This window comes from Streptomyces sp. Je 1-332 (assembly GCF_040730185.1).
Classification (GTDB): Bacteria; Actinomycetota; Actinomycetes; order Streptomycetales; family Streptomycetaceae; genus Streptomyces.
In genome coordinates, this window is sequence record NZ_CP160402.1 from 2,515,418 (window position 1) to 2,532,530 (window position 17,113).

17 protein-coding genes and 1 pseudogene are annotated in these 17,113 nt (G+C 71.2%); 11 read left to right on the plus strand and 7 right to left on the minus strand.

What is annotated here, in order from left to right; translation table 11 throughout:
* The first annotated feature begins 9 nt into the window (after positions 1 to 9).
* From ABXJ52_RS11665 to ABXJ52_RS11680, 4 genes are read left to right on the plus strand one after another with little or no spacing between them, the layout of a single operon-like run.
* A complete protein-coding gene (locus ABXJ52_RS11665; RefSeq protein ID WP_367048993.1) occupies positions 10 to 915 on the plus strand; it encodes a hypothetical protein in 906 nt (301 codons plus the stop codon).
* Positions 915 to 1,142 carry a Trm112 family protein gene (locus ABXJ52_RS11670; RefSeq protein WP_367041605.1) on the plus strand — a complete coding sequence of 76 codons (228 nt, stop codon included), beginning with the start codon at positions 915 to 917 and terminating at the stop codon, positions 1,140 to 1,142. The genes ABXJ52_RS11665 and ABXJ52_RS11670 overlap by 1 nt, the downstream gene beginning before the upstream one ends.
* A complete protein-coding gene (locus tag ABXJ52_RS11675) occupies positions 1,139 to 1,993 on the plus strand; it encodes an FkbM family methyltransferase (protein ID WP_367041607.1) in 855 nt (284 codons plus the stop codon). The genes ABXJ52_RS11670 and ABXJ52_RS11675 overlap by 4 nt, the downstream gene beginning before the upstream one ends.
* Positions 1,983 to 2,606 carry a hypothetical protein gene (locus tag ABXJ52_RS11680; protein WP_367041608.1) on the plus strand — a complete coding sequence of 208 codons (624 nt, stop codon included), beginning with the start codon at positions 1,983 to 1,985 and terminating at the stop codon, positions 2,604 to 2,606. The genes ABXJ52_RS11675 and ABXJ52_RS11680 overlap by 11 nt, the downstream gene beginning before the upstream one ends.
* Here the strand turns inward: ABXJ52_RS11680 and ABXJ52_RS11685 are convergent.
* The 4 genes from ABXJ52_RS11685 to ABXJ52_RS11700 all read right to left on the minus strand — a co-directional run bounded on the left by ABXJ52_RS11685 (position 2,534) and on the right by ABXJ52_RS11700 (position 9,518).
* Complete coding sequence (locus tag ABXJ52_RS11685) at positions 2,534 to 3,787, minus strand: Cmx/CmrA family chloramphenicol efflux MFS transporter (RefSeq protein ID WP_367041610.1); 1,254 nt, start codon at positions 3,785 to 3,787, stop codon at positions 2,534 to 2,536. The genes ABXJ52_RS11680 and ABXJ52_RS11685 overlap by 73 nt on opposite strands.
* A 236-nt stretch (positions 3,788 to 4,023) precedes the next feature.
* Positions 4,024 to 4,887 carry a hypothetical protein gene (locus ABXJ52_RS11690; protein WP_367048994.1) on the minus strand — a complete coding sequence of 288 codons (864 nt, stop codon included), beginning with the start codon at positions 4,885 to 4,887 and terminating at the stop codon, positions 4,024 to 4,026.
* A gap of 172 nt (positions 4,888 to 5,059) precedes the next feature.
* Positions 5,060 to 5,428 carry a DUF488 family protein gene (locus tag ABXJ52_RS11695; RefSeq protein ID WP_367041612.1) on the minus strand — a complete coding sequence of 123 codons (369 nt, stop codon included), beginning with the start codon at positions 5,426 to 5,428 and terminating at the stop codon, positions 5,060 to 5,062.
* Positions 5,429 to 5,813: 385 nt separating this feature from the next.
* Entirely contained in the window at positions 5,814 to 9,518 is a 3,705-nt protein-coding gene (locus ABXJ52_RS11700) for a S8 family serine peptidase (protein ID WP_367041614.1), read from the minus strand.
* A gap of 934 nt (positions 9,519 to 10,452) precedes the next feature.
* Between ABXJ52_RS11700 and ABXJ52_RS11705 the strand changes: the two genes are divergently transcribed.
* The 3 genes from ABXJ52_RS11705 to ABXJ52_RS11715 are packed head-to-tail and all read left to right on the plus strand — an operon-like array spanning position 10,453 to position 13,413.
* Positions 10,453 to 11,490, plus strand: coding sequence for a rod shape-determining protein (locus ABXJ52_RS11705; RefSeq protein ID WP_367041615.1), 1,038 nt, complete (start codon positions 10,453 to 10,455; stop codon positions 11,488 to 11,490).
* 49 nt (positions 11,491 to 11,539) lie between these two features.
* Positions 11,540 to 11,812, plus strand: coding sequence for a hypothetical protein (locus tag ABXJ52_RS11710; protein WP_367041617.1), 273 nt, complete (start codon positions 11,540 to 11,542; stop codon positions 11,810 to 11,812).
* Positions 11,809 to 13,413 (plus strand): GAF domain-containing protein, encoded by a 1,605-nt coding sequence (locus tag ABXJ52_RS11715; RefSeq protein WP_367041619.1) that lies wholly within the window; start codon positions 11,809 to 11,811, stop codon positions 13,411 to 13,413. Before ABXJ52_RS11710 ends, ABXJ52_RS11715 begins: the two co-directional genes overlap by 4 nt.
* A 20-nt stretch (positions 13,414 to 13,433) precedes the next feature.
* Here the strand turns inward: ABXJ52_RS11715 and ABXJ52_RS11720 are convergent, their stop codons facing one another.
* Positions 13,434 to 13,667, minus strand: coding sequence for a hypothetical protein (locus ABXJ52_RS11720; RefSeq protein WP_367041621.1), 234 nt, complete (start codon positions 13,665 to 13,667; stop codon positions 13,434 to 13,436).
* A 566-nt stretch (positions 13,668 to 14,233) separates the two neighbouring features.
* On the opposite strand from ABXJ52_RS11720, the gene ABXJ52_RS11725 reads away from it, so the two are divergent.
* The 4 genes and pseudogenes from ABXJ52_RS11725 to ABXJ52_RS11740 form a co-directional block, all read left to right on the plus strand.
* Complete coding sequence (locus tag ABXJ52_RS11725) at positions 14,234 to 15,445, plus strand: helix-turn-helix domain-containing protein (RefSeq protein ID WP_367041623.1); 1,212 nt, start codon at positions 14,234 to 14,236, stop codon at positions 15,443 to 15,445.
* Between the two features lie 295 nt (positions 15,446 to 15,740).
* Positions 15,741 to 15,929 (plus strand): hypothetical protein, encoded by a 189-nt coding sequence (locus ABXJ52_RS11730; protein WP_367041625.1) that lies wholly within the window; start codon positions 15,741 to 15,743, stop codon positions 15,927 to 15,929.
* Positions 15,926 to 16,087, plus strand: coding sequence for a hypothetical protein (locus ABXJ52_RS11735; RefSeq protein ID WP_367041627.1), 162 nt, complete (start codon positions 15,926 to 15,928; stop codon positions 16,085 to 16,087). Before ABXJ52_RS11730 ends, ABXJ52_RS11735 begins: the two co-directional genes overlap by 4 nt.
* A 32-nt stretch (positions 16,088 to 16,119) precedes the next feature.
* Positions 16,120 to 16,371: pseudogene (locus ABXJ52_RS11740) on the plus strand (SAM-dependent methyltransferase); the annotation flags it as partial.
* Between the two features lie 17 nt (positions 16,372 to 16,388).
* On the opposite strand, the gene ABXJ52_RS11745 reads toward ABXJ52_RS11740, so the two are convergent.
* Together ABXJ52_RS11745 and ABXJ52_RS11750 are read right to left on the minus strand one after the other, a co-directional pair.
* The gene (locus tag ABXJ52_RS11745) at positions 16,389 to 16,796 is read right to left on the minus strand and encodes a PIN domain nuclease (protein ID WP_367041629.1); all 408 of its coding nucleotides are present in this window, start codon (positions 16,794 to 16,796) and stop codon (positions 16,389 to 16,391) included.
* The gene (locus tag ABXJ52_RS11750) at positions 16,793 to 17,026 is read right to left on the minus strand and encodes a type II toxin-antitoxin system VapB family antitoxin (RefSeq protein ID WP_367041631.1); all 234 of its coding nucleotides are present in this window, start codon (positions 17,024 to 17,026) and stop codon (positions 16,793 to 16,795) included. The genes ABXJ52_RS11745 and ABXJ52_RS11750 overlap by 4 nt, the downstream gene beginning before the upstream one ends.
* Between the last annotated feature and the right edge of the window lie 87 nt (positions 17,027 to 17,113).

The window sequence follows — 17,113 nt, forward strand, 5'->3', positions numbered from 1 at the left end:
TGGTGGGGTGTGGCCGCCGCCCTCCTTGCGAACGTCCTCTACAGCACCGGGTTCGTCCTGGAGAAACGTGCCCTCACCGCGATGCCCTCCGTCAGCGTGCGCAGCCCGGCACGGCTGCTCAGGCAGGTGATCTCCAGCCCGCTGTGGATCGGCGGATCGCTCGCGCTCGCCGCCGGGTTCGGCGCGCAGCTCGCCGTCTACCGGACGCTGCCGATCGCCGCCGCGCAGGGCATCTTCGTCTCCGGGCTCGTGCTCCTGCTGCTGCTCTCCTCCGTGCTGCTCGGGGAGCAGACCTCGGGGCGCGAGCGGTACGCCGTCGGTGCCATCCTCCTCGCGCTGCTCATGGTCGTCCTGTCGCTGAGCGAGGAGGCGGACACCGTGAGCCGCAGCGCGCCGGTCCCGCTCGTCCTCACGGTCTGCCTGCCCTCGCTCGCCGCGGGGGTCCTGCTGTACGGGTCGGCCGAGCGGCGCGCGAAGCACCGGCACCGGCTGCCCACGACGGGCGTCGAGTACGGGGTCGCCGTCGGGCTCCTCTACGGGGTCAGCTCGCTCGCCATCAAGGGGGTTTCCAGCTACCTGACCACGGACGAACTCGGCTCCGCGCTGCTCGACCTGCTGCGCTCCCCGTACCCGTATCTCCTGCTGTTCACCGGCGCGTTCGGCCTGATCATGTCGCAGGCGGCGTTGCAACGCTGCCGGGCCTCGCTCATCGTCCCCGTGTGCACGACGGTTACCGCGCTGTTCACCGCGGTACTCGGCACGCTGGCCTTCGGCGAGCCGCTGCCGGAGGAACCGCTGCGGCTCGCCCTGCGGATCGCGGGCACGGCGCTCGCGGTGTCCGTGCTCCTCGCCATGCCCAAGCATGACGCGCCCCCGCCCCAACCGACGCCGCCGACCAAGGAGTTGACGAGCTGATGAACCCCGAAGATCCCCTCCTGAAGATCCTCGCCTGTCCGCTGGACAAGGGGCCGCTGCATCTTCTGGAGCCGGCGGAACCCCTCGTACCGGAGGAGGTGCTCTACAACCCGCGGCTGCGCCGCCGCTATCCGATCATCGATGGCATACCGCAGCTCCTGCCCTCGTCGGGCGAGCAGATACCCGAGGACGAGCACGAGCAGCTCCTGAAGCGGATCTCCCCGTGACGGGCCCCGAAAGGTCCGCCCCCGAGCCCCACGGGACCAAACCGCACAAGACCGTGGCGGCCCGCCTCGCCCCGCACCTCCCCGCCCGCCTCATCGGCGCCGTGGCCCGCCTCGTCTACCCCCGCTTCGAGCCGGAGCTCGCCCGCCTCGCCGACCTCTGCCCGCGCGGCTGCGGCACGGCGGTGGACGTCGGCGGCTGGTACGGCCCCTGGTCGCGCCGTCTGGCCTCGCGTGCGCGCCGCGTGGTGACGGTGGAGCCCGTGCCGCATCTGGCCAGGTTCCTGGAGACCTCCACGCCCGGCAACGTCCGGGTGATCCAGGCCGCGGCCACCGACCGCCCCGGCACGGCACGGCTCTGGCTGCCGCAGGGCGACCGCGGGGACCGCGGGGTCTCCTCGCTCATCCGCAGGGACATCCACGCCAAGGCGGTCGAGGTGCCCTGCCTCACCCTGGACGGGCTCGGCCTGCGTGACGTCGACTTCATCAAGATCGACGTGGACGGCAACGAGCTCCCGGTGCTGCACGGCGCCCGGGATCTGCTGACCCGGGACCACCCCGCCCTCTTCATCGAGCTGGAGTCCCGCATCCAGCCGATCGAGCCGATCATCGAGCTGCTCACCCGGCAGCACGGCTACCGGGGCTGGGTGCTCCCCCACGACACCTGGGTGCCGCTCGACGGCTTCGACCTGGAGGCGCACCAGAAGGACACCTCGTACGTCGTCTCGCAGGGGCTGCTCCGCAGGGTGCTCACGCCGCGCAGGCCCCGGTACGTCAACTCGGTGCTCTTCCTTCCCGGCGGGCGCCGCCCGGGAGCGGCGGCGGTGCGCGACCATGGAGCGCATGTCCGCTAGCTCCGCGTTCACCCCGCTCGACTTCCAGCTGGTCCTGTTGCGCCGCATGGCCGACCACAACCCGGACCTGGTGGAGGCGGCCCGCCACGAGCTCGGCGCCTCCATCGCGGAGATGCGCGAGGCCAACCGCCGCTGGCAGGCGATGACCCGTTCTTCCCCAAGCTCTCGGCTTCGCTCGAGCAGGGGAGACCCCAACCGCTCGCGCGGCGCGGTCTCCCGCTACCGCTCGGTCCTCGGCGCCCCCGAGTCCACGGTGACCCGGCAGATCGGTGACCTGGAGTGCGAGGCCCTGCTGTGGCCGGTGCCGCTCTGGCCCGACCTGCGCTTCGAGGTCCTGCGCGCACCGAACGGCGCGGTGTGGAACGAGTGGCTGATCCGCGCGCCCGGCACACCGGGCCCCGCGCTGCGCACCCTGGACGACCTCGCCCCCTGGTCGTGCACGGTCGACGAGGCCGCCCGCGCGTTCGCCCCGGCCCGCCCGATGGAGGGCACGGCGCCCACCCGCTGGCGGCTCGCCTTCACGGCACCGGACGCGGCGGGTCAGCCGCGCCGCTGCGTCGCGGAGTTCACCTGGGGGCTTCTCCAGCGGCTGTCGTTCCCGGCCCCGGACTGACGCTTCCCCAGTGCCAGGGCCCCGACCATCAGGGCCAGCGTCACGAGCAGCGCGCTGACCCACAGGGGCGAGCGGTGGCCGAGCCCCGCCGAGAGGGCGAGGCCGCCGCCCACGGGACCGATCGCGGCGCCCACGTTCAGCGCGGCCGTGGCGAAGCCGCCGGCGAGGGTGGGGGCGCCGGTCGCCGCGTACAGCGCCCGGGTGATCAGGGCGGAGCCGACGCCGAAGGACAGCGCGCCCTGGACGAGGACGAGTACGACCGCCGCCACGGGGTTCCCGGCGGTCAGCGCGAAGAGCACCCACCCGGCGAGCAGCGCCACCGCGCCCGCGAGAAGGAACCGTACGGGCCGCGCGTCCGCGAACCGCCCCGCGACCGTGACCCCGATGAACGAACCGGCGCCGAAGAGCGCGAGCAGCGCCGGAACCCAACTCTCCGAGAACCCACTGGTGTGGGTGAGCAGCGGCGAGAGATAAGTGAACGTGCAGAAGGTCGCGCCGTTCACCAGGGCGCCGAGAAGCAGCGTGACCAGGAGACCCGGGTCGCGCAGCGAACGCAGCTCTGCCCGCACGTCGGCCCCTGCCTCGTCGGCGCCTGCCGTGTCGGCCCCTGCCGCGTCGGCACCCGCCGCGTCGGGCGCACCGGCAGGCACGGACCGCAGGATCGCGATGATGGCCGGCACCGAGACGAGGGCCACCGCCCAGAACGCGGACCGCCACCCCCAGAACTGCCCGAGCAGCGCGCCGCCCGGGACGCCCGCGACGCAGGCGAGCGTGACGCCGCCGAGCAGCACCGAGGTGGCCCGCCCCTTGGCGTTCGGTTCGACCATGCCGATGGCGGCGACCAGGGCCACCGCGAGGAACCCAGCGTTGGCGAGCGCACCGACGACGCGGGTGGCGAGGAGCACGGCGAAGCTGGTGGTCAGCGCGCCGACGACATGGACGAGCAGGAAGGTGACCAGGAAGGCGAGCAGCGCGGTCCTGCGCGGCCGACGGCGGCCGATGACGGCCATCACGGGCGCACCGATGACCATCCCGACGGCGAAGGCCGAGGTCAGGGTGCCCGCGGTGGAGAGGGACACATCGAGGTCGGCGGCGATGTCGGGGCCGAGACCGGAGAGCATGAACTCGGAGGTTCCTTGCGCGAAGACGGCAAGGCCGAGCATGTAGAGAGCAAAGGGCATGAGGGAACTCCGCACCCACGTCATGGGTCGACCACGTCAGGGGTCGACAAGGCGGCGGCTCAGCCGTGCGGCTGCCGCGCCAGGAAGAAAAGGGGAATGTCGAATCCGCGCTTCGGCGATCGGTCCGGTGACGTGAGAGGGGGCCACCGGGCGTGCCGGCCGGTGGCTAGAGTCTGTCGGACTCGGGACTGGACATGGCGGCAGGCTAATCACGCCCGCGCCGCCACGTCCACCCGTTATCGGGCCGCGGTAAGGATCTCCTCGGTCGCCGCGGGCAGCGAGTCCGCGTGCAGGAAGAGGAAGAGGTTCGGCTCGACGAGTTCGAGCTCCATGACGCAGGGCAGCTCGCCGTCGGCTCCGTCGACGAGGTCGACCCGCGCGTACAGCAGCTCGGGCGAGCCCGGCACGGCGGCCAACGCCCGCTCGGCCACGTCGAGTTCTTCCGCGGTCGGCTGCCACTGGCGGAGGTCGGGGTGAGGCATCTTCTCGTCGTCGTAGGCCGTGCCCGGCGCGAGGACCGCGCCCTTCTGTATGGCGTGCAGGAAGCGCCCGCCGACGAAGACGAGCGCGCGTTCGCCGGTCTCGTCGACGCGGGCCATGTAGGGCTGCACCATCGCGGTCAGGCCTTCCGCGTGCATCCGCTCGATGTGCGCAGCGGCGGTGTCGTACTCGCCCTTCTCGTACCGCGCCGCGAAGCGCGCGCCCGCACCGTGCGCGGGCTTGACGACGAACGAGCCGTCGTCCGGGATCTCGATCGCGTCGCCGGGCGCCAGATAGGCGGTCGGCACGACGGGAACGCCCGCCGCCGCCAGCTCCGCCAGGTACCGCTTGTCGGTGTTCCAGCGCACCACGGACGCCGGGTTGGCGAGAACGGTGAGCCGCGCGACCCGCCCCGCCCAGGCCAGGAACTCGGTGACGCGCTCGCTGTAGTCCCAGGCGGACCGGATGACGACGAGGTCGAACGCCTCCCAGTCGACCCGCGGATCGTCCCAGGACACGGTGGCGACATCGGCGCCCGCCGCGCCGAGCGAGCGCGCCAGCTCGGGGAGGTCACGGTCGAGGCCGGTCTCCAGCTGAGGCCTGCTGGTGACCAGGGCGATCGTGGGGCGGTCGGGTGACACGTGGTCCTCCAGGGTTCGATGATCCGCCCCGCAGGCTAACAACATGTCGACGTGCTCCCGACAAGACCCTTGCGTCCCGCCGGGGCGGACCAGACACTCGACCGGGTCGCCACAGCCGGGCCCGGAGAGCACCTCGGCGAGGGCGTCGGCCTCAGCCCTCTTGCATCAACTCGGCCCGGAGCGTCGGCAGATGCCCGTGCTCCACGTCCTTGACCGCCGTGACCAGGGTGACCGTTCCGGCGTCCGCGAGTTCGCGCAGGTGGTGGAGGGCGTCCTGCTGCTCGGGGCCCGCGAGCTCGGCGCGGTAGCGGCGGCCGAACTCCTCGTACTGGTCGCGGTGTTGGTGGAACCAGTTCCGCAGCTCGTTGGAGGGCGTGACCTCCTTGAGCCATTCGTCGACGGCCGCCCGCTCCTTGGAGACGCCGCGTGGCCAGAGCCGGTCGACCAGGACGCGTACGCCGTCCTCCTCGTCGGGCGGGTCGTACACGCGGCGCACGGGGAACGTCTCGGCAGCCTCCATGGGGCCATCCTCGCGCCCCTGCGGGCGTGCCGCATCTCGACGACGCGAACCGAAAATGCGAACAGGGGAGCAGTTGTTCCCTGGAACAGGTGATCGTCGCGCCAGGGATTGCATGTGACGCAAGTGATTGACGATGATTACGGAACGCAAGCAACGGGCTGCAGACCGTAGTTGCCGCGTTCCCGGGCCATGTCCCATACGAGGTCCGGGAGTTGGAAGATCCTGAGAATGTCCCACAAGGAGAAGCACCACCATGAACATCATCACTGACGTCGTCGCCGGTATCGCCCACTTCCTCGGCTGGCTGGTCTGACGTCACCGAAACACCCGCAGCGACGCCGTCTCCCCCGTCCCAGGGGAGGCGGCGTCGCCGCGTTCCGGAGCCCTACCGCACCCCCACCGCCCGAATGATCTCCTGGCTGACGGACCCGCCCCGGTCATCGCGCACCGAGGCCCGCAGCGAGACGAACTCCGCGTCGCCGGGCACCTTCAACTTCCCGTCCCAGGCGGCCCCGCGGCCGTCCCGGTCCAGGTCGACACCCTTCCAGCTCTCACCGTCGTCGTACGACACTTCGAGCTTGCCGCCGCCGATGGACCCGGTGTCCACCGCTCCCTTGACGTACTCGGAGAAAATCCCGACCCGCACGGAGCGCCCGCCACGGACGTCGCCCGCGAGATCCGTGTCCACGTCGAACCCGAGGTTCAGCAGGGGCAGGAAGGTCTTGCGGTCGTCCGGTGTCTCCTTCGACGTGAAGGTCCACTCCGAGTGCCCCTTCGTGGCGAGCCGCCACCGCTCCGGGTCCAGCGTCGTGTCCGTGACGACCTTGTACGTCGTCGACGCGGGATTCGCGTCCCACACGTACACACCCGAGCTCTGCCGCCGGTCGACCAGCTCCCCGTCCGCGTACACCTCACTGACCTGCGTCATCGAGTCGTCGTTCCACACGTCGCCGAATCCGGTGTGGTCGGGTCCCGAGTCGCCCCAGCCGGGCACGTTGAACTCCAGGGTGTTCCCCTGCCGCTGCTGACCCCAGCCGAGGCCCGTCCCGAGCCACGGGTGCCACACGGGCTTGAACCAGTTCAGCTCACCGTGCTTGCCACCCCGATAGCCGACCAGACCACTGCGCTGCTCCACGGCGCCGGGCCCGACCGACACCGACTCGTGCCACAGCTGGCCGGCCCCCGTGGAGGCGTAGTCCGTCCGCTCGACCGGGTAGTCGATCTTCTCCTGGAAGCCGATCCCGACGGAGAAGGTGTCCGTCAGCGAGTAGCGGAACTCCCCGCCGGCCACCGGCTTCACCGCATGGAACTTCGTGTTCAGGACGGCGAGTTCACGCTTGGTCGGCTCGTACGTCAGGTCGCCGCGGGGCACCGCGCCCTTGTGACCCTCCGACACGTCGTAGACGTAGGGCGTGCGGGATGTCGCCGTCGTCTGCACGGTACGGCCCGCCTTCGCCGCCGCGAGCAGCCGCGCGCCGTCCGCCGCGTCGACCGTGCCGATCCGCAGCGGCCGGTCGCCGTTGTCGTCCGTACCGAACCAGGCGTTGAGCCTGCCGGGCACGTCATCCGTCACGAACAGAGCCTTGACACCCGCGTCCTGGGCAGCTTGCGCTACCTGAGAGGGCGTCACATCGCCCCCACCGGACCGCCGCACGATGACGGCCTTGCCCTTGACGTCCTTGCCCGCGTACTCGGCCGCCGTGCCGCCGCCCACGTCCACGATCGGCAGCCTGCTACGGCCGTCGCCCACCGTGCCGCCGGGCTGCGCGACCACCTGGCCGAGCCCCTTCACGTCCAGGGTCGGCTTGCCGAGACGCCAGACGGTGCGGTACTCGAAGCTGCCTTCGGTCACCTTGCCGGTGGGTGCCGCGAAGACGCTGTCGTACTTGACGGGCACCTGGACCGCGCCCTGCAACTGGGCGCCCTTCGCCTCGCGGTCGTACTCCATCAGGAGCTGCCGGGTCTCCGTCCGCCTACCGACGTCGACACCGACCTCGCGCAACGCACGCCCGTCCAGGGTGACTTCACGGTCCTGGTCGAGGACGACCTCGGGTGCGGCGAGGAAGCCGAGGCCGAGTGAGTCCTTGCCCTTGCTGCCGCGCACGTCGAGGAACGAGGAGAGGGAGTACGTGCCGGGCTTGAGGCGAAGCTCCAGGGTCCCGGAGTCGCCGACCTCCGCCTGTACGGGGTCGACCTGCTCGGCGAGCCGCTGAAGGACGAGGCCCGCCCCGGTCGGCGCACCGTCACGGTCCTTGACGCGGACGGTGAGCGTGTACCGCTCCTCCTCCTTGACCAGGCCAAAGGCGGTATGCGCGACAGGCTCACCGGCCACGCTCGCGACAATCCGGCCACTGGTGTTGCCGACGGGCGCCTTCGCACCGTCGCCGGTCACCGTGGTCGACGCGGTGCCGTGCGCGGGGACGGTGAGCGTCTTGTCGGCGAGGGCCACCACGCCATCAGCCGTCCCTTCGCCGGAGAGGCTCAACTCCACATCGCTGCCGGACGAGTTGCTGTAGGTAAGTGTCCTCGTGACGGGCTCATTCGCCCCATAGGGCCAGGAGTAGAAGCCGAGATCGACGCTGCCGCTCGCGGTGACCGGCGTATCGACGGCATCGGGGACGCTGACGCGACCGGAGCCCAACTCATATACGGAGGCGTCGAGTTGCTCGGATGAGGACATCAGCGCGTCCTTCAGCCGAGCCCCGCTCCAGTCAGGGTGCTTCTCGGCGAGCAGGGCGGCGACGCCCGCGACGTGCGGGGTCGCCATCGACGTACCGCTCAGCTCGGTGTAGTAGCCCTCACCTGCGACGAGCTGCGAACGAGCGGCGAGGATGTCGACGCCGGGTGCGGAGAGGTCGGGCTTGAGGGCGTGGTCGCCGTATCGCGGGCCCTGGCTCGTGAAGTACGCGGCCTTGTCGGCGGAGTCGACCGCGCCGACGGTCAGCGCGGAGTCGGCGGCGCCGGGCGAGCCGATCGAGGAGGGGGCGCCGGTGTTGCCGGCGGCGATGACGAAGAGGGCGCCGGTGTCCTTGGACAGAGCATTGACGGCGGCGGCCATGGGGTCGGTGCCGTCGCTGGCCTCCTGCGAACCGAGGCTCATCGACACGACTTTGGCGCCGACGTCCTTGGCGGCCCACTCCATTCCGGCGATGATCTGCGATTCGCTGCCGGAGCCCTCGTCGCTGAGCACCTTGCCGACGGAGAGTTCGGCGCCGGGCGCCACGCCCTTCTCCTTGTCGCCGTCGGACTCGGCGCCGCTGCCGCCGACGGTCGAGGTCACGTGGGTGCCGTGGCCGTTGCGATCGGCGACTTCCTCGCCCGGGATGAAGCTCTTGCTCACGCCCACGCGGTCCTTGAGCCCAGGGTGGCCCGCGTCGACACCCGTGTCGAGGACGGCCACCTTCACCCCCTTGCCGGTGAGCCCGGCCTCCCACGCCTTGGGGGTGCCGATCTGCTCGTTGCTCTGCGCCATGTCGGCCTCGACGCGGCCGTCGAGCCAGATCTTGCCGATGCCGTCGGCGAGAGCGCCGCGGGCGGCGTCCGCGGTGACGTCCGCGGTGACGTCCCTCCAGAAGGCCCCCGGCCTGTCCGCTGTCACGGCGAGGCCGCCCACGCTGGGCAATGACCGCACTGTGTCGGCGCCACGGGGGGCGACCGGTCCGGCGCTGCCGCGCCGCGCGCCCTCCTCATACGTGACGATGAGCGGCAACGCACCACCCTTCTCGTCCCCCAGCCCCTGCCGTATCAGCTCCGTCACGTCGAAGAGACGCTTGTCGAGGGTGCCCGCGTTCAGGTGGGGCCGCGCCTCGTCCGGTACGACGGTGATGCGGTCACCGGCTATCTCGCTCCGGACGGCTCCCGTGGCCCCGGCGGGCCGGTCGACGGTGACGGTCTTCTTCCCGCCGCCGAGTTCCGTGACGGTGACCTTGTCGCCGGTCACCAGGGTGACCGTGTGGGCGGCGGGGGTTGCCCGCCGCTGTGGCGCATCCGCGGGAGCGGCGTTCGCGCTCTGCCCTGCCGGGAGCAGGGCGAAGGCGAGGCCGACGGCCGGCAGCAGCCTGGCTCTTCGCCACGCGGGTGATCGGGTCATGGGTGCCCTCTCTTCGTCGGACCCGGGCGGGGGTGGGCGCCGGGTGCTGCGAAAAGTGTCAGGGGGCGTGTGTTGCAGGGGTGTTGACGGTCACTGGCGGAAATCCGCCAGGTCACCTTCCCGCCAGTCCGTTGCACGGGGCTTTGACGGTGACCGCCTCCCCCGGGCCGCCGGGACCCCACCTTCCCCACCCACAGCCGCCGGCCCGCCCCGCAACCACCGGTGCCCGAACAGGCCTCTCCCACCCACCCACCCGATCACCCCGCATCCACCCCTGAACGAACAAGCCTTTCCCACCCACCCGCCCGATTGCCCCGCAGTGACAGGCGAGTGGGCGGGTAAGGGGACAGCTCGACAGGGAGGGGCGGACATCGCGGGCGGGGGGGTGGGACAGTGCCACGCACCTGCAGCCGGCAGCGCACGCGAGGGGACGTGTCGGTATGTCTGCCCGGAGCACGGTTCGCAGCACTCCGGAGCCGAAGCACCCCAACGGCCACCGGACGATAGCGAGGACGGACATACCGGCGCGGCCCCGCACCCGAAGGCGGACCAGTCCCGCAGCCGCACGCGCCCGCAGTCGGCAGCGCACGCGAGGGGACGTGCCGGTATGTCTGCCCGGAGCACGGTTCGCAGCACTCCGGAGCCGAAGCACCCCAACGGCCACCGGACGATAGCGAGGACGGACATACCGGCGCGGCCCCGCACCCGAGGCCGGACCAGCTCCGCAGCCGCACCCACCCGCAGCCGGAACGCCCCTCACACCCCCGGCACCCCCTGCACCCCACCCCCACCCCCACCCCCGCCCCAAACCACCCGTGCGGCGGCACCCCACCCGGCTCAGCCCAGCGCGCGCGCCGCCCGCGGCCACCGCACGATGCGAGAGGGGACCGTCGTCCGACGGCCCGTACGGTCTGCGCTCTCGGGAGGATCTGCCATGACCGTCAGTCTGGAGCAGTTGCGCCGCTGCCACATCGCCGTCGACCTGGGTGCCGCGAGGACCCGGGTGTTCGTGAAGGGCGCGGGGCTCGTCGTCGACGAACCGAGCGCCGCCGCCGTCAACACCCGGACGGGCGCGCTCATCGCGGTCGGCCAGTTCGCCGAGCAGATGACGGGACGTACGCCGGGCTACATCCGGGTCGTACGGCCGGTGTCCGGCGGCACCGTCGTCGACATCGAGATGGCCCAGCGCATGCTGCGCCACCTCCTGGGCGAGAAGCTCCGCCGCACCCTGCGCCGCAAGCCGCGGCTGCGCGCCGCCGCCTGCACGCCGCACGACGCGGACCCGCTGGCGCAGCGCGCCGCCGTCGAGACGATGGTCGGGCTCGGGGCGCGCAGGGTCGAGCTGGTGGACACGCTCATCGCGGCCGCGGTCGGCTGCGGGCTGCCCGTCGAGCAGCCGGAAGCGACGATGATCCTGGTGTGCGGGGCCGCGACCACGCAGGTCGCGGTGCTCTCCCTCGGGTCGATCGTCACGGCCCAGCGCATCCCGGTCGGCGGCGAGGCGATCGACAACGCGATCGTCCAGCACCTGCGCCACCACCACGAGCTGATGCTCCCCAGCCAGTCGGTACGCCCGCTCCAGCTCGCCCTGCGCGGCAACGGCCTGACTCCGGAGGGGCCTGAGTCGACCGAGATCCACGGCCGCGATGTCGCCACCGGGCTCGCCCGTTCGGTGCACGTCGACACCGCCGCCGTCCGCGAGGCGATCCACACCCCGCTGACCGCCGTACTCGACGGCATCGGCAAGGTGCTGCGGGACTGCCCGCCGGACCTGGTGGCCGACCTGGCCGATCGCGGGATCATGATGGTCGGCGGCAGCGCGCTGCTGCCCGGCCTCGACCAGATGCTGCGGGACGCGACGGGGATGCCGGTGCAGATCGCCGAGCGTCCGGACGTGTGCGCCGTGCTCGGGCTCGGCGCGATGCTGGAGGGCAAGATCCAGCCCCTGGTCCTCAACCCGCTCTCCGGCTGACGCGAGCCCTCTCCCCCGCTGATCCCGGCCCCCGCGGAAGAGCGCCCGTATGTCGATGACCGTGCAGCTGATCGGCTCCGCGTTGATCCTGCTCGCCTTCGTCCTCGCCCAGGCGGGCAGGCTCGGCACGGACACCTGGCTCTATCTCTGGCTGAACTTCATCGGTTCGGGCCTCACTGCGGGCGATGCTCTCCATGAAAGGCAGTGGGGTTTTCTGCTTCTGGAGGGTGCGTGGATGGTCGTCTCGTTGCTGAGCCTGGTCCACAAAGCGCGCGGCGGCGGCGGCGCGGCCGGCCGGGACCTGAACGGCGCCGCACCGTGAGCGGCGACGAACTGCCCCTCCCCCTCGTCCCCCTCCTGGACGCGGTGCTCGGCGTCGGCTCGGACCTCGAACTGCACACCACGCTCCAGCACATCGTGGACAGCGCGACCGAGCTGGCCGGCGCACGGTACGGCGCGCTCGGCGTCATCGACCCCGGCCACGGCGGACTGACCGACCTGTTCACCGCGGGCCTGACCGACGCCGAGCGGGAGCGCATCGGCGCCCTGCCCGACGGCCGCTCGGGCCTCCTCGGCACCCTGATCCGCGAACCGAAGCCGCTCCTCCTCGACGACCTGACGCGGGACCCGCGCTCGTGCGGCGTACCGCCGGGGCACCCCGAGATGCACAGCTTCCTGGGCGTACCGGTGCACGTCCACGACGAGGCGTTCGGCAATCTCTACCTCACCGAGAAGCGCGAGGGCCGCTTCACGGACGAGGACCTGCAACTGCTCCGCGTCCTCGCGAGCCAGGCGGGCATCGCGATCGGCAACGCCCGCCTGTACGAGGCGGCACGACAGCGGGAGCGGTGGATCGACGGGGCGGCGGCGGTCACCACGGCCCTGCTCACCGGCGAACCGGCGGCCGACGCCCTGATGACGGTCGCCGAGCAGGCCCGCATCCTCGCGAGCGCGTCGGCGGGGGTGATCCTGCAGCCCACGGACCAGGGCGGCATGCGGATCGTCGCGGCGGCGACGGAGGAGGAGGACGGCATCACGCCGCCCCCGAGCGAGTCCGACGCGCACCCGCACGCCCTCCAGAACGACCTCATCGGCACGACGATCGAGCCCGGCAGCGAAGTCCTCGGTCAACTGCTCGGGGGCGAGCCGGTGTTCATCGAGGACTCCGCGACCGACCCCCGGATGACGACCCATGTGCGGACCAACTTCGGGCCCAGCATGATGCTGCCGCTGCAGGCGGGCGGACGGCTCATCGGGACGCTCGCGCTGCCCCGCCGCAGGGGCGAGCGCGCGTACACCTCCGTGGAGCGTCTCCTCGCCACGCAGTTCGCCTCACAGGCCGCGCTGGCCCTCGTCCTGGCGGACGCCCAGCAGAGCAGGCAGCGCCTGGCCGTGTTCGAGGACCGCGACCGCATCGCCCGCGACCTGCACGACCTCGTCGTCCAGCGGCTCTTCGCCACCGGCATGATGCTGGAGTCGACCCGGAGCAGGGACCACACGCCGCAGGTGGAGTCCACCCTGGACCAAGCCGTGGACGAGCTGGAGTCCACCATCCAGGAGGTCCGTACGGCGATCTTCGCGCTCCAGCAGCCCCCGGCCGACGCCCCGACCACGTTCCGCGGCAAGGTGCTCCGCGAGACGGCGGGCGCGGCGGCCGTGGTCGGTGTGCAGCCCTCGGTGCACTTCACCGGCGCCGTCGACGCCCGCGTCACGGAACCGGCGGCGAGCCATCTCCTGGCCGCCCTGCGCCGCGCCCTGGCCACCGCGTCCCGCCGCCCCGACGTCACCCGCATCGAGGTGGCGGTGGACGCGCGGGCGACGCTGCCGGACGGCCGGACGGGCGTACGTCTGACGGTCTACGACGACGGCACGACGGACGGCGTCGGATCGGGCACGACCACCACCTGGCAGGCCCCGCTCTAGACCCGGGTCCGCTCGCACACCTACGCCGCTTCGTACTGGTGCGCCCCGCCGCCACGCCATTTCACCCACGCGGGGTCGTCCAGGAGGCCCTCGGCGTCCGGCAGCCCGGCAAGACGCAGGAACTCGACCACGTCCGCGTCCGAGTGCGCGAGGCCGACGATCTGCCCGCGGACCGTCACGCGCCGCCCGCCGGTGCCCTTCGACGGATGCACGGCCACCGGGGCGGCCGCCGTGTCCCCGGCCCGCGTGCTCACCGGCGCTTCCGTGACTGCATGTACCAGGCTGCGGCTAGGCCGATGACCACCAGAACGATCAATATCTTCATGTGCCCCTGCTGCCCCGGATCGCGCGGCTGAAGCTCCTGCCGCGCTTCGGCCTTGCACGGCGGCCAGTGACGGCCGCATGCCCAGGCAGTTCGCCCCTCGGGCCGGCAGGGACCGACAGGCGGTCACCTACGCGTCACCTCATTGGGAGCACCCAGGAGGTTTGCACTGTCGACGCAGGTCGTTCCTGCGCCCCAGCGCTGCGGGGGGGGCGGGTGGGACTCGAACCTGTCCCAGTGACGCGTGACTCTCCGATGTCGAGTATTGCTTGGGCCACGCGGGCCAGGGATTCGCGGAGTACGTCATCCGGGACGACGCCCAAGGCTTCCTGTGCTCCCCGTTGGGCTTACCAGGTCAGCTCACGAGCCTCTCCCGCATGGCTACGGCAAGTACGGAGGCCGTGTTGGCGCAGCAGTCGATCACTGCGCGACCTGCCAGAGTCTCCAACTCTGCGCAGGGGGCCTTTCGCCATGCCCGGGTCGGCGTAGCGTGGCCGCGTGGCAAACGAAGACCTGGGACGTACCCTCCGCCGCCTGCGGCGCCTGGCCTCCCTGACCCAAGAGGAGTTGGCCGAGCGCTCCGACGTGTCCGTAGACGTGATCCGGCAGCTTGAGCAGCGACGCAAGCATTCGGCTCGCCTGCCCACACTTCACGCTCTGGCGAACGGTCTGGGCGTGGAGTTGACGACCCTGCTGGGGGACCCTCCTGCGGCCTCGACGGGAGAGAACGACGGGCCGCAGTTCGTGGCGGTACGGCGGGCCGTCATGCCCGCGCTCTGGGTGGCCGCGCCACAGCCGCCTGGGCCCGACTTCTCTCTGCCCGACCTGCGCGAGCAGATCGCGGACGGCTGGACCCAGTACCACTCCGCCGAGTTCGACACCGTGATGAAGGCACTGCCCGACCTGATTTCGGAAGCGCGCGCCGCCGCGGCATCGCCCGACAGCGTGGATCAGGGCGCCGGCTTCGCCGCGCTGGGCAAGTCCCTCCAGCTGGCCGGGCACGTAGCCGTGCGGATGGGGAAAACCGATCTCGCTCTGATCAGCCTGGAGCGCGCCATAGACGCAGCGGGCCGTTCGTCCGATCCTCTGCTGCGCGCCATGATCGTCAACTCTGTCGCGTGGACCTATCAGCGGCAGGGCCGTCTCGCCGACGCCCTGAGCATCGCCCTGCACGCGGCTGGCGACATCGAGGACAACGGGCATACGGGCACCGCCGACGGCCTGAAGGTCTGGGGCGCTCTCACCATGTCCGCCGCCACCTCAGCCGCTCGCAGCAACGACTATGAGCGGGCTGCTGCGTTGATGGAACGCGCAGAGAAGGAGGCAGCTCATGTGGCCAAGCTGCCGCAGGGCAGCGACAGTCGCATGGTCAGCGTGTTCAGTCCGTCGTCGGTGCGTATCGAGCGCGTCCGCCTGGCCGTCCAGTACGGGCACCCCGAGGAGGCCCTGGCCCTGGCGAAGGGGATGCGGCTGACCAAGGACACCCCGCCGTCGTGGCGAACGTGGCTACTGCTGGATGTGGCCCGCGCTCACACAGACCTTGGGGACGCGGCGGGAGCGGTGAAGGCTTTGGAGTCGCTGCGCCGCGTGGCGCCGACGTGGATGCAGCATCACACCCTGGCGGTCGCCATCGTCCGTGATCTGTGGGTGCTCCCCAACCACCCGGCAGGGCTGCGCCCGTTGGCGGAATTCCTGGGGGTCGGCGAATAGCGTCGCGAAACTAGGACGCCACATCACTGTCACCCTGTGTAGCGATCCGATTCCATGAGTCGTACAGCGCCCCGGCAACCGCGTGAACGGTCCCGGGGCCGGCCGACCACCAGGAGTCGACATGGCCGACAGTACGGGCCCAGCGTCCGCCGCGAGAAGCGGATCGACCAACACACTCGAAGCGCCGCCCATCCAAGTCCCAAGCCCTGGAAGCCTGTCCGAGCAGCAGGTGCGCGGTAGGGCGTGCGTGTGGTGTGCCGTCGCCCTGAGTAACGCCGCGGCCGTGGATCTCGGCGTGCGGGAGGCCGAAACGCACGGTTCGTGTGCCCGCTGGTTCCCCCGCTCCTGCTGCCCCTGTGCCGTCATCGCCGCGCACAAGGCGCTCCTCGACCACACCGAGAACTGCCTGCAGTGCTACGACAACCCCGCCCGCTGCACCGGCGGGCAGGCCTTGCGGCAGACGCTGAAGGAGACACGGCGATGAGCGAGGGCCCACGGTACTGCGGGCACTGCGACGAGCCGATCACCGAAGGCCAGAAGTTCCGGACCTTCGCCAAGGTCTCCATCTCGGCCGGCGGCATCACGATCCGCGTGCACGAAGCCTGCGCGGAACGCCCGACATTCGTCCGGCGCCGCCCCTAGACCCCTTGCCGTGGCCAGTCGGACAGCCCCACGGCGCTGCCTGGTTCACCGACCCGCCCCGGCTCTTCCCTCTCGTCCGGGAGCGTCTGGCTCCGGGGGGCGTCTTCGTGTTCTCACAGCCGCCTGCCATCCCGGGCGCCTACGGCCCGCATGGCATGTACAAGGGCGGGTTCGCGGGGAAAGCCATGTTCACCTACCGCTACAGCTACAAGCCCGCGGTATGGGAGCGGCATCTCCTCCGGGCCGGCTTCGCTGCTGTCGAGTCGGCAGTGATCGAGGCGCCGAATGCGGCCGCCAGCAGTCAGGCGCGTACGTCCCGCTGCTGCACTTCCTTGAGGACCGACGCCACCGTGGCGAAGTCGTTGTCCACGTGGAGCACCGTGTGGCCGTGATGAACCGCGGTGGCACACACCAGAAGATCGATGGGCCCGGCGGCCCGGTGCTGTCCCTGCTGGGTGAGCTTGTACTGCGCGGTATCGACCCAGCGCCACGCGTTCTTGGGAACCGGCGAGAGATGGCAGAGAGCATCCAGCTCTTCGGCCAACTCATCCCGGTGGGCCGGGCTGGTGGCCGAGTAGAGGAACTCTGCCCTCGTGGGCTCGCAGATATGGAAGACGCCTGCGGCGATGTGCCCTTCCCAGGGCCTCAACGCCCCCGGCGTGCGGAAGAGGTGCCACAGGGCGGAAGCATCAAGGAGGTACGTGATCACTCGAAGGCTGCCTGCCGGGCGCGCTTGGCAGCTGCATGCGCCGCAGCCGCCGCCTCGAACTCGCCCCGCTCACCCCGCGCGGCCAGCTTCTCGGCAGCCTCCAGCCGCTTGATGCGCGCCACGTAGTCCCGCAGAGCTCCGTTGACCGTCTCTTTTTTCGTGGAGGTACCCATGAGCCGCATCGCCTCGGCCAGCGCCTCGTCATCGAGATCGACCTGAGTAACCGACATACCAGCCACCCCTCACCGAGAGTACGTGATGTACATAACCACGATACGTCACCAACATTCCTGTGCGGAGTCCATCACGCACGAGGC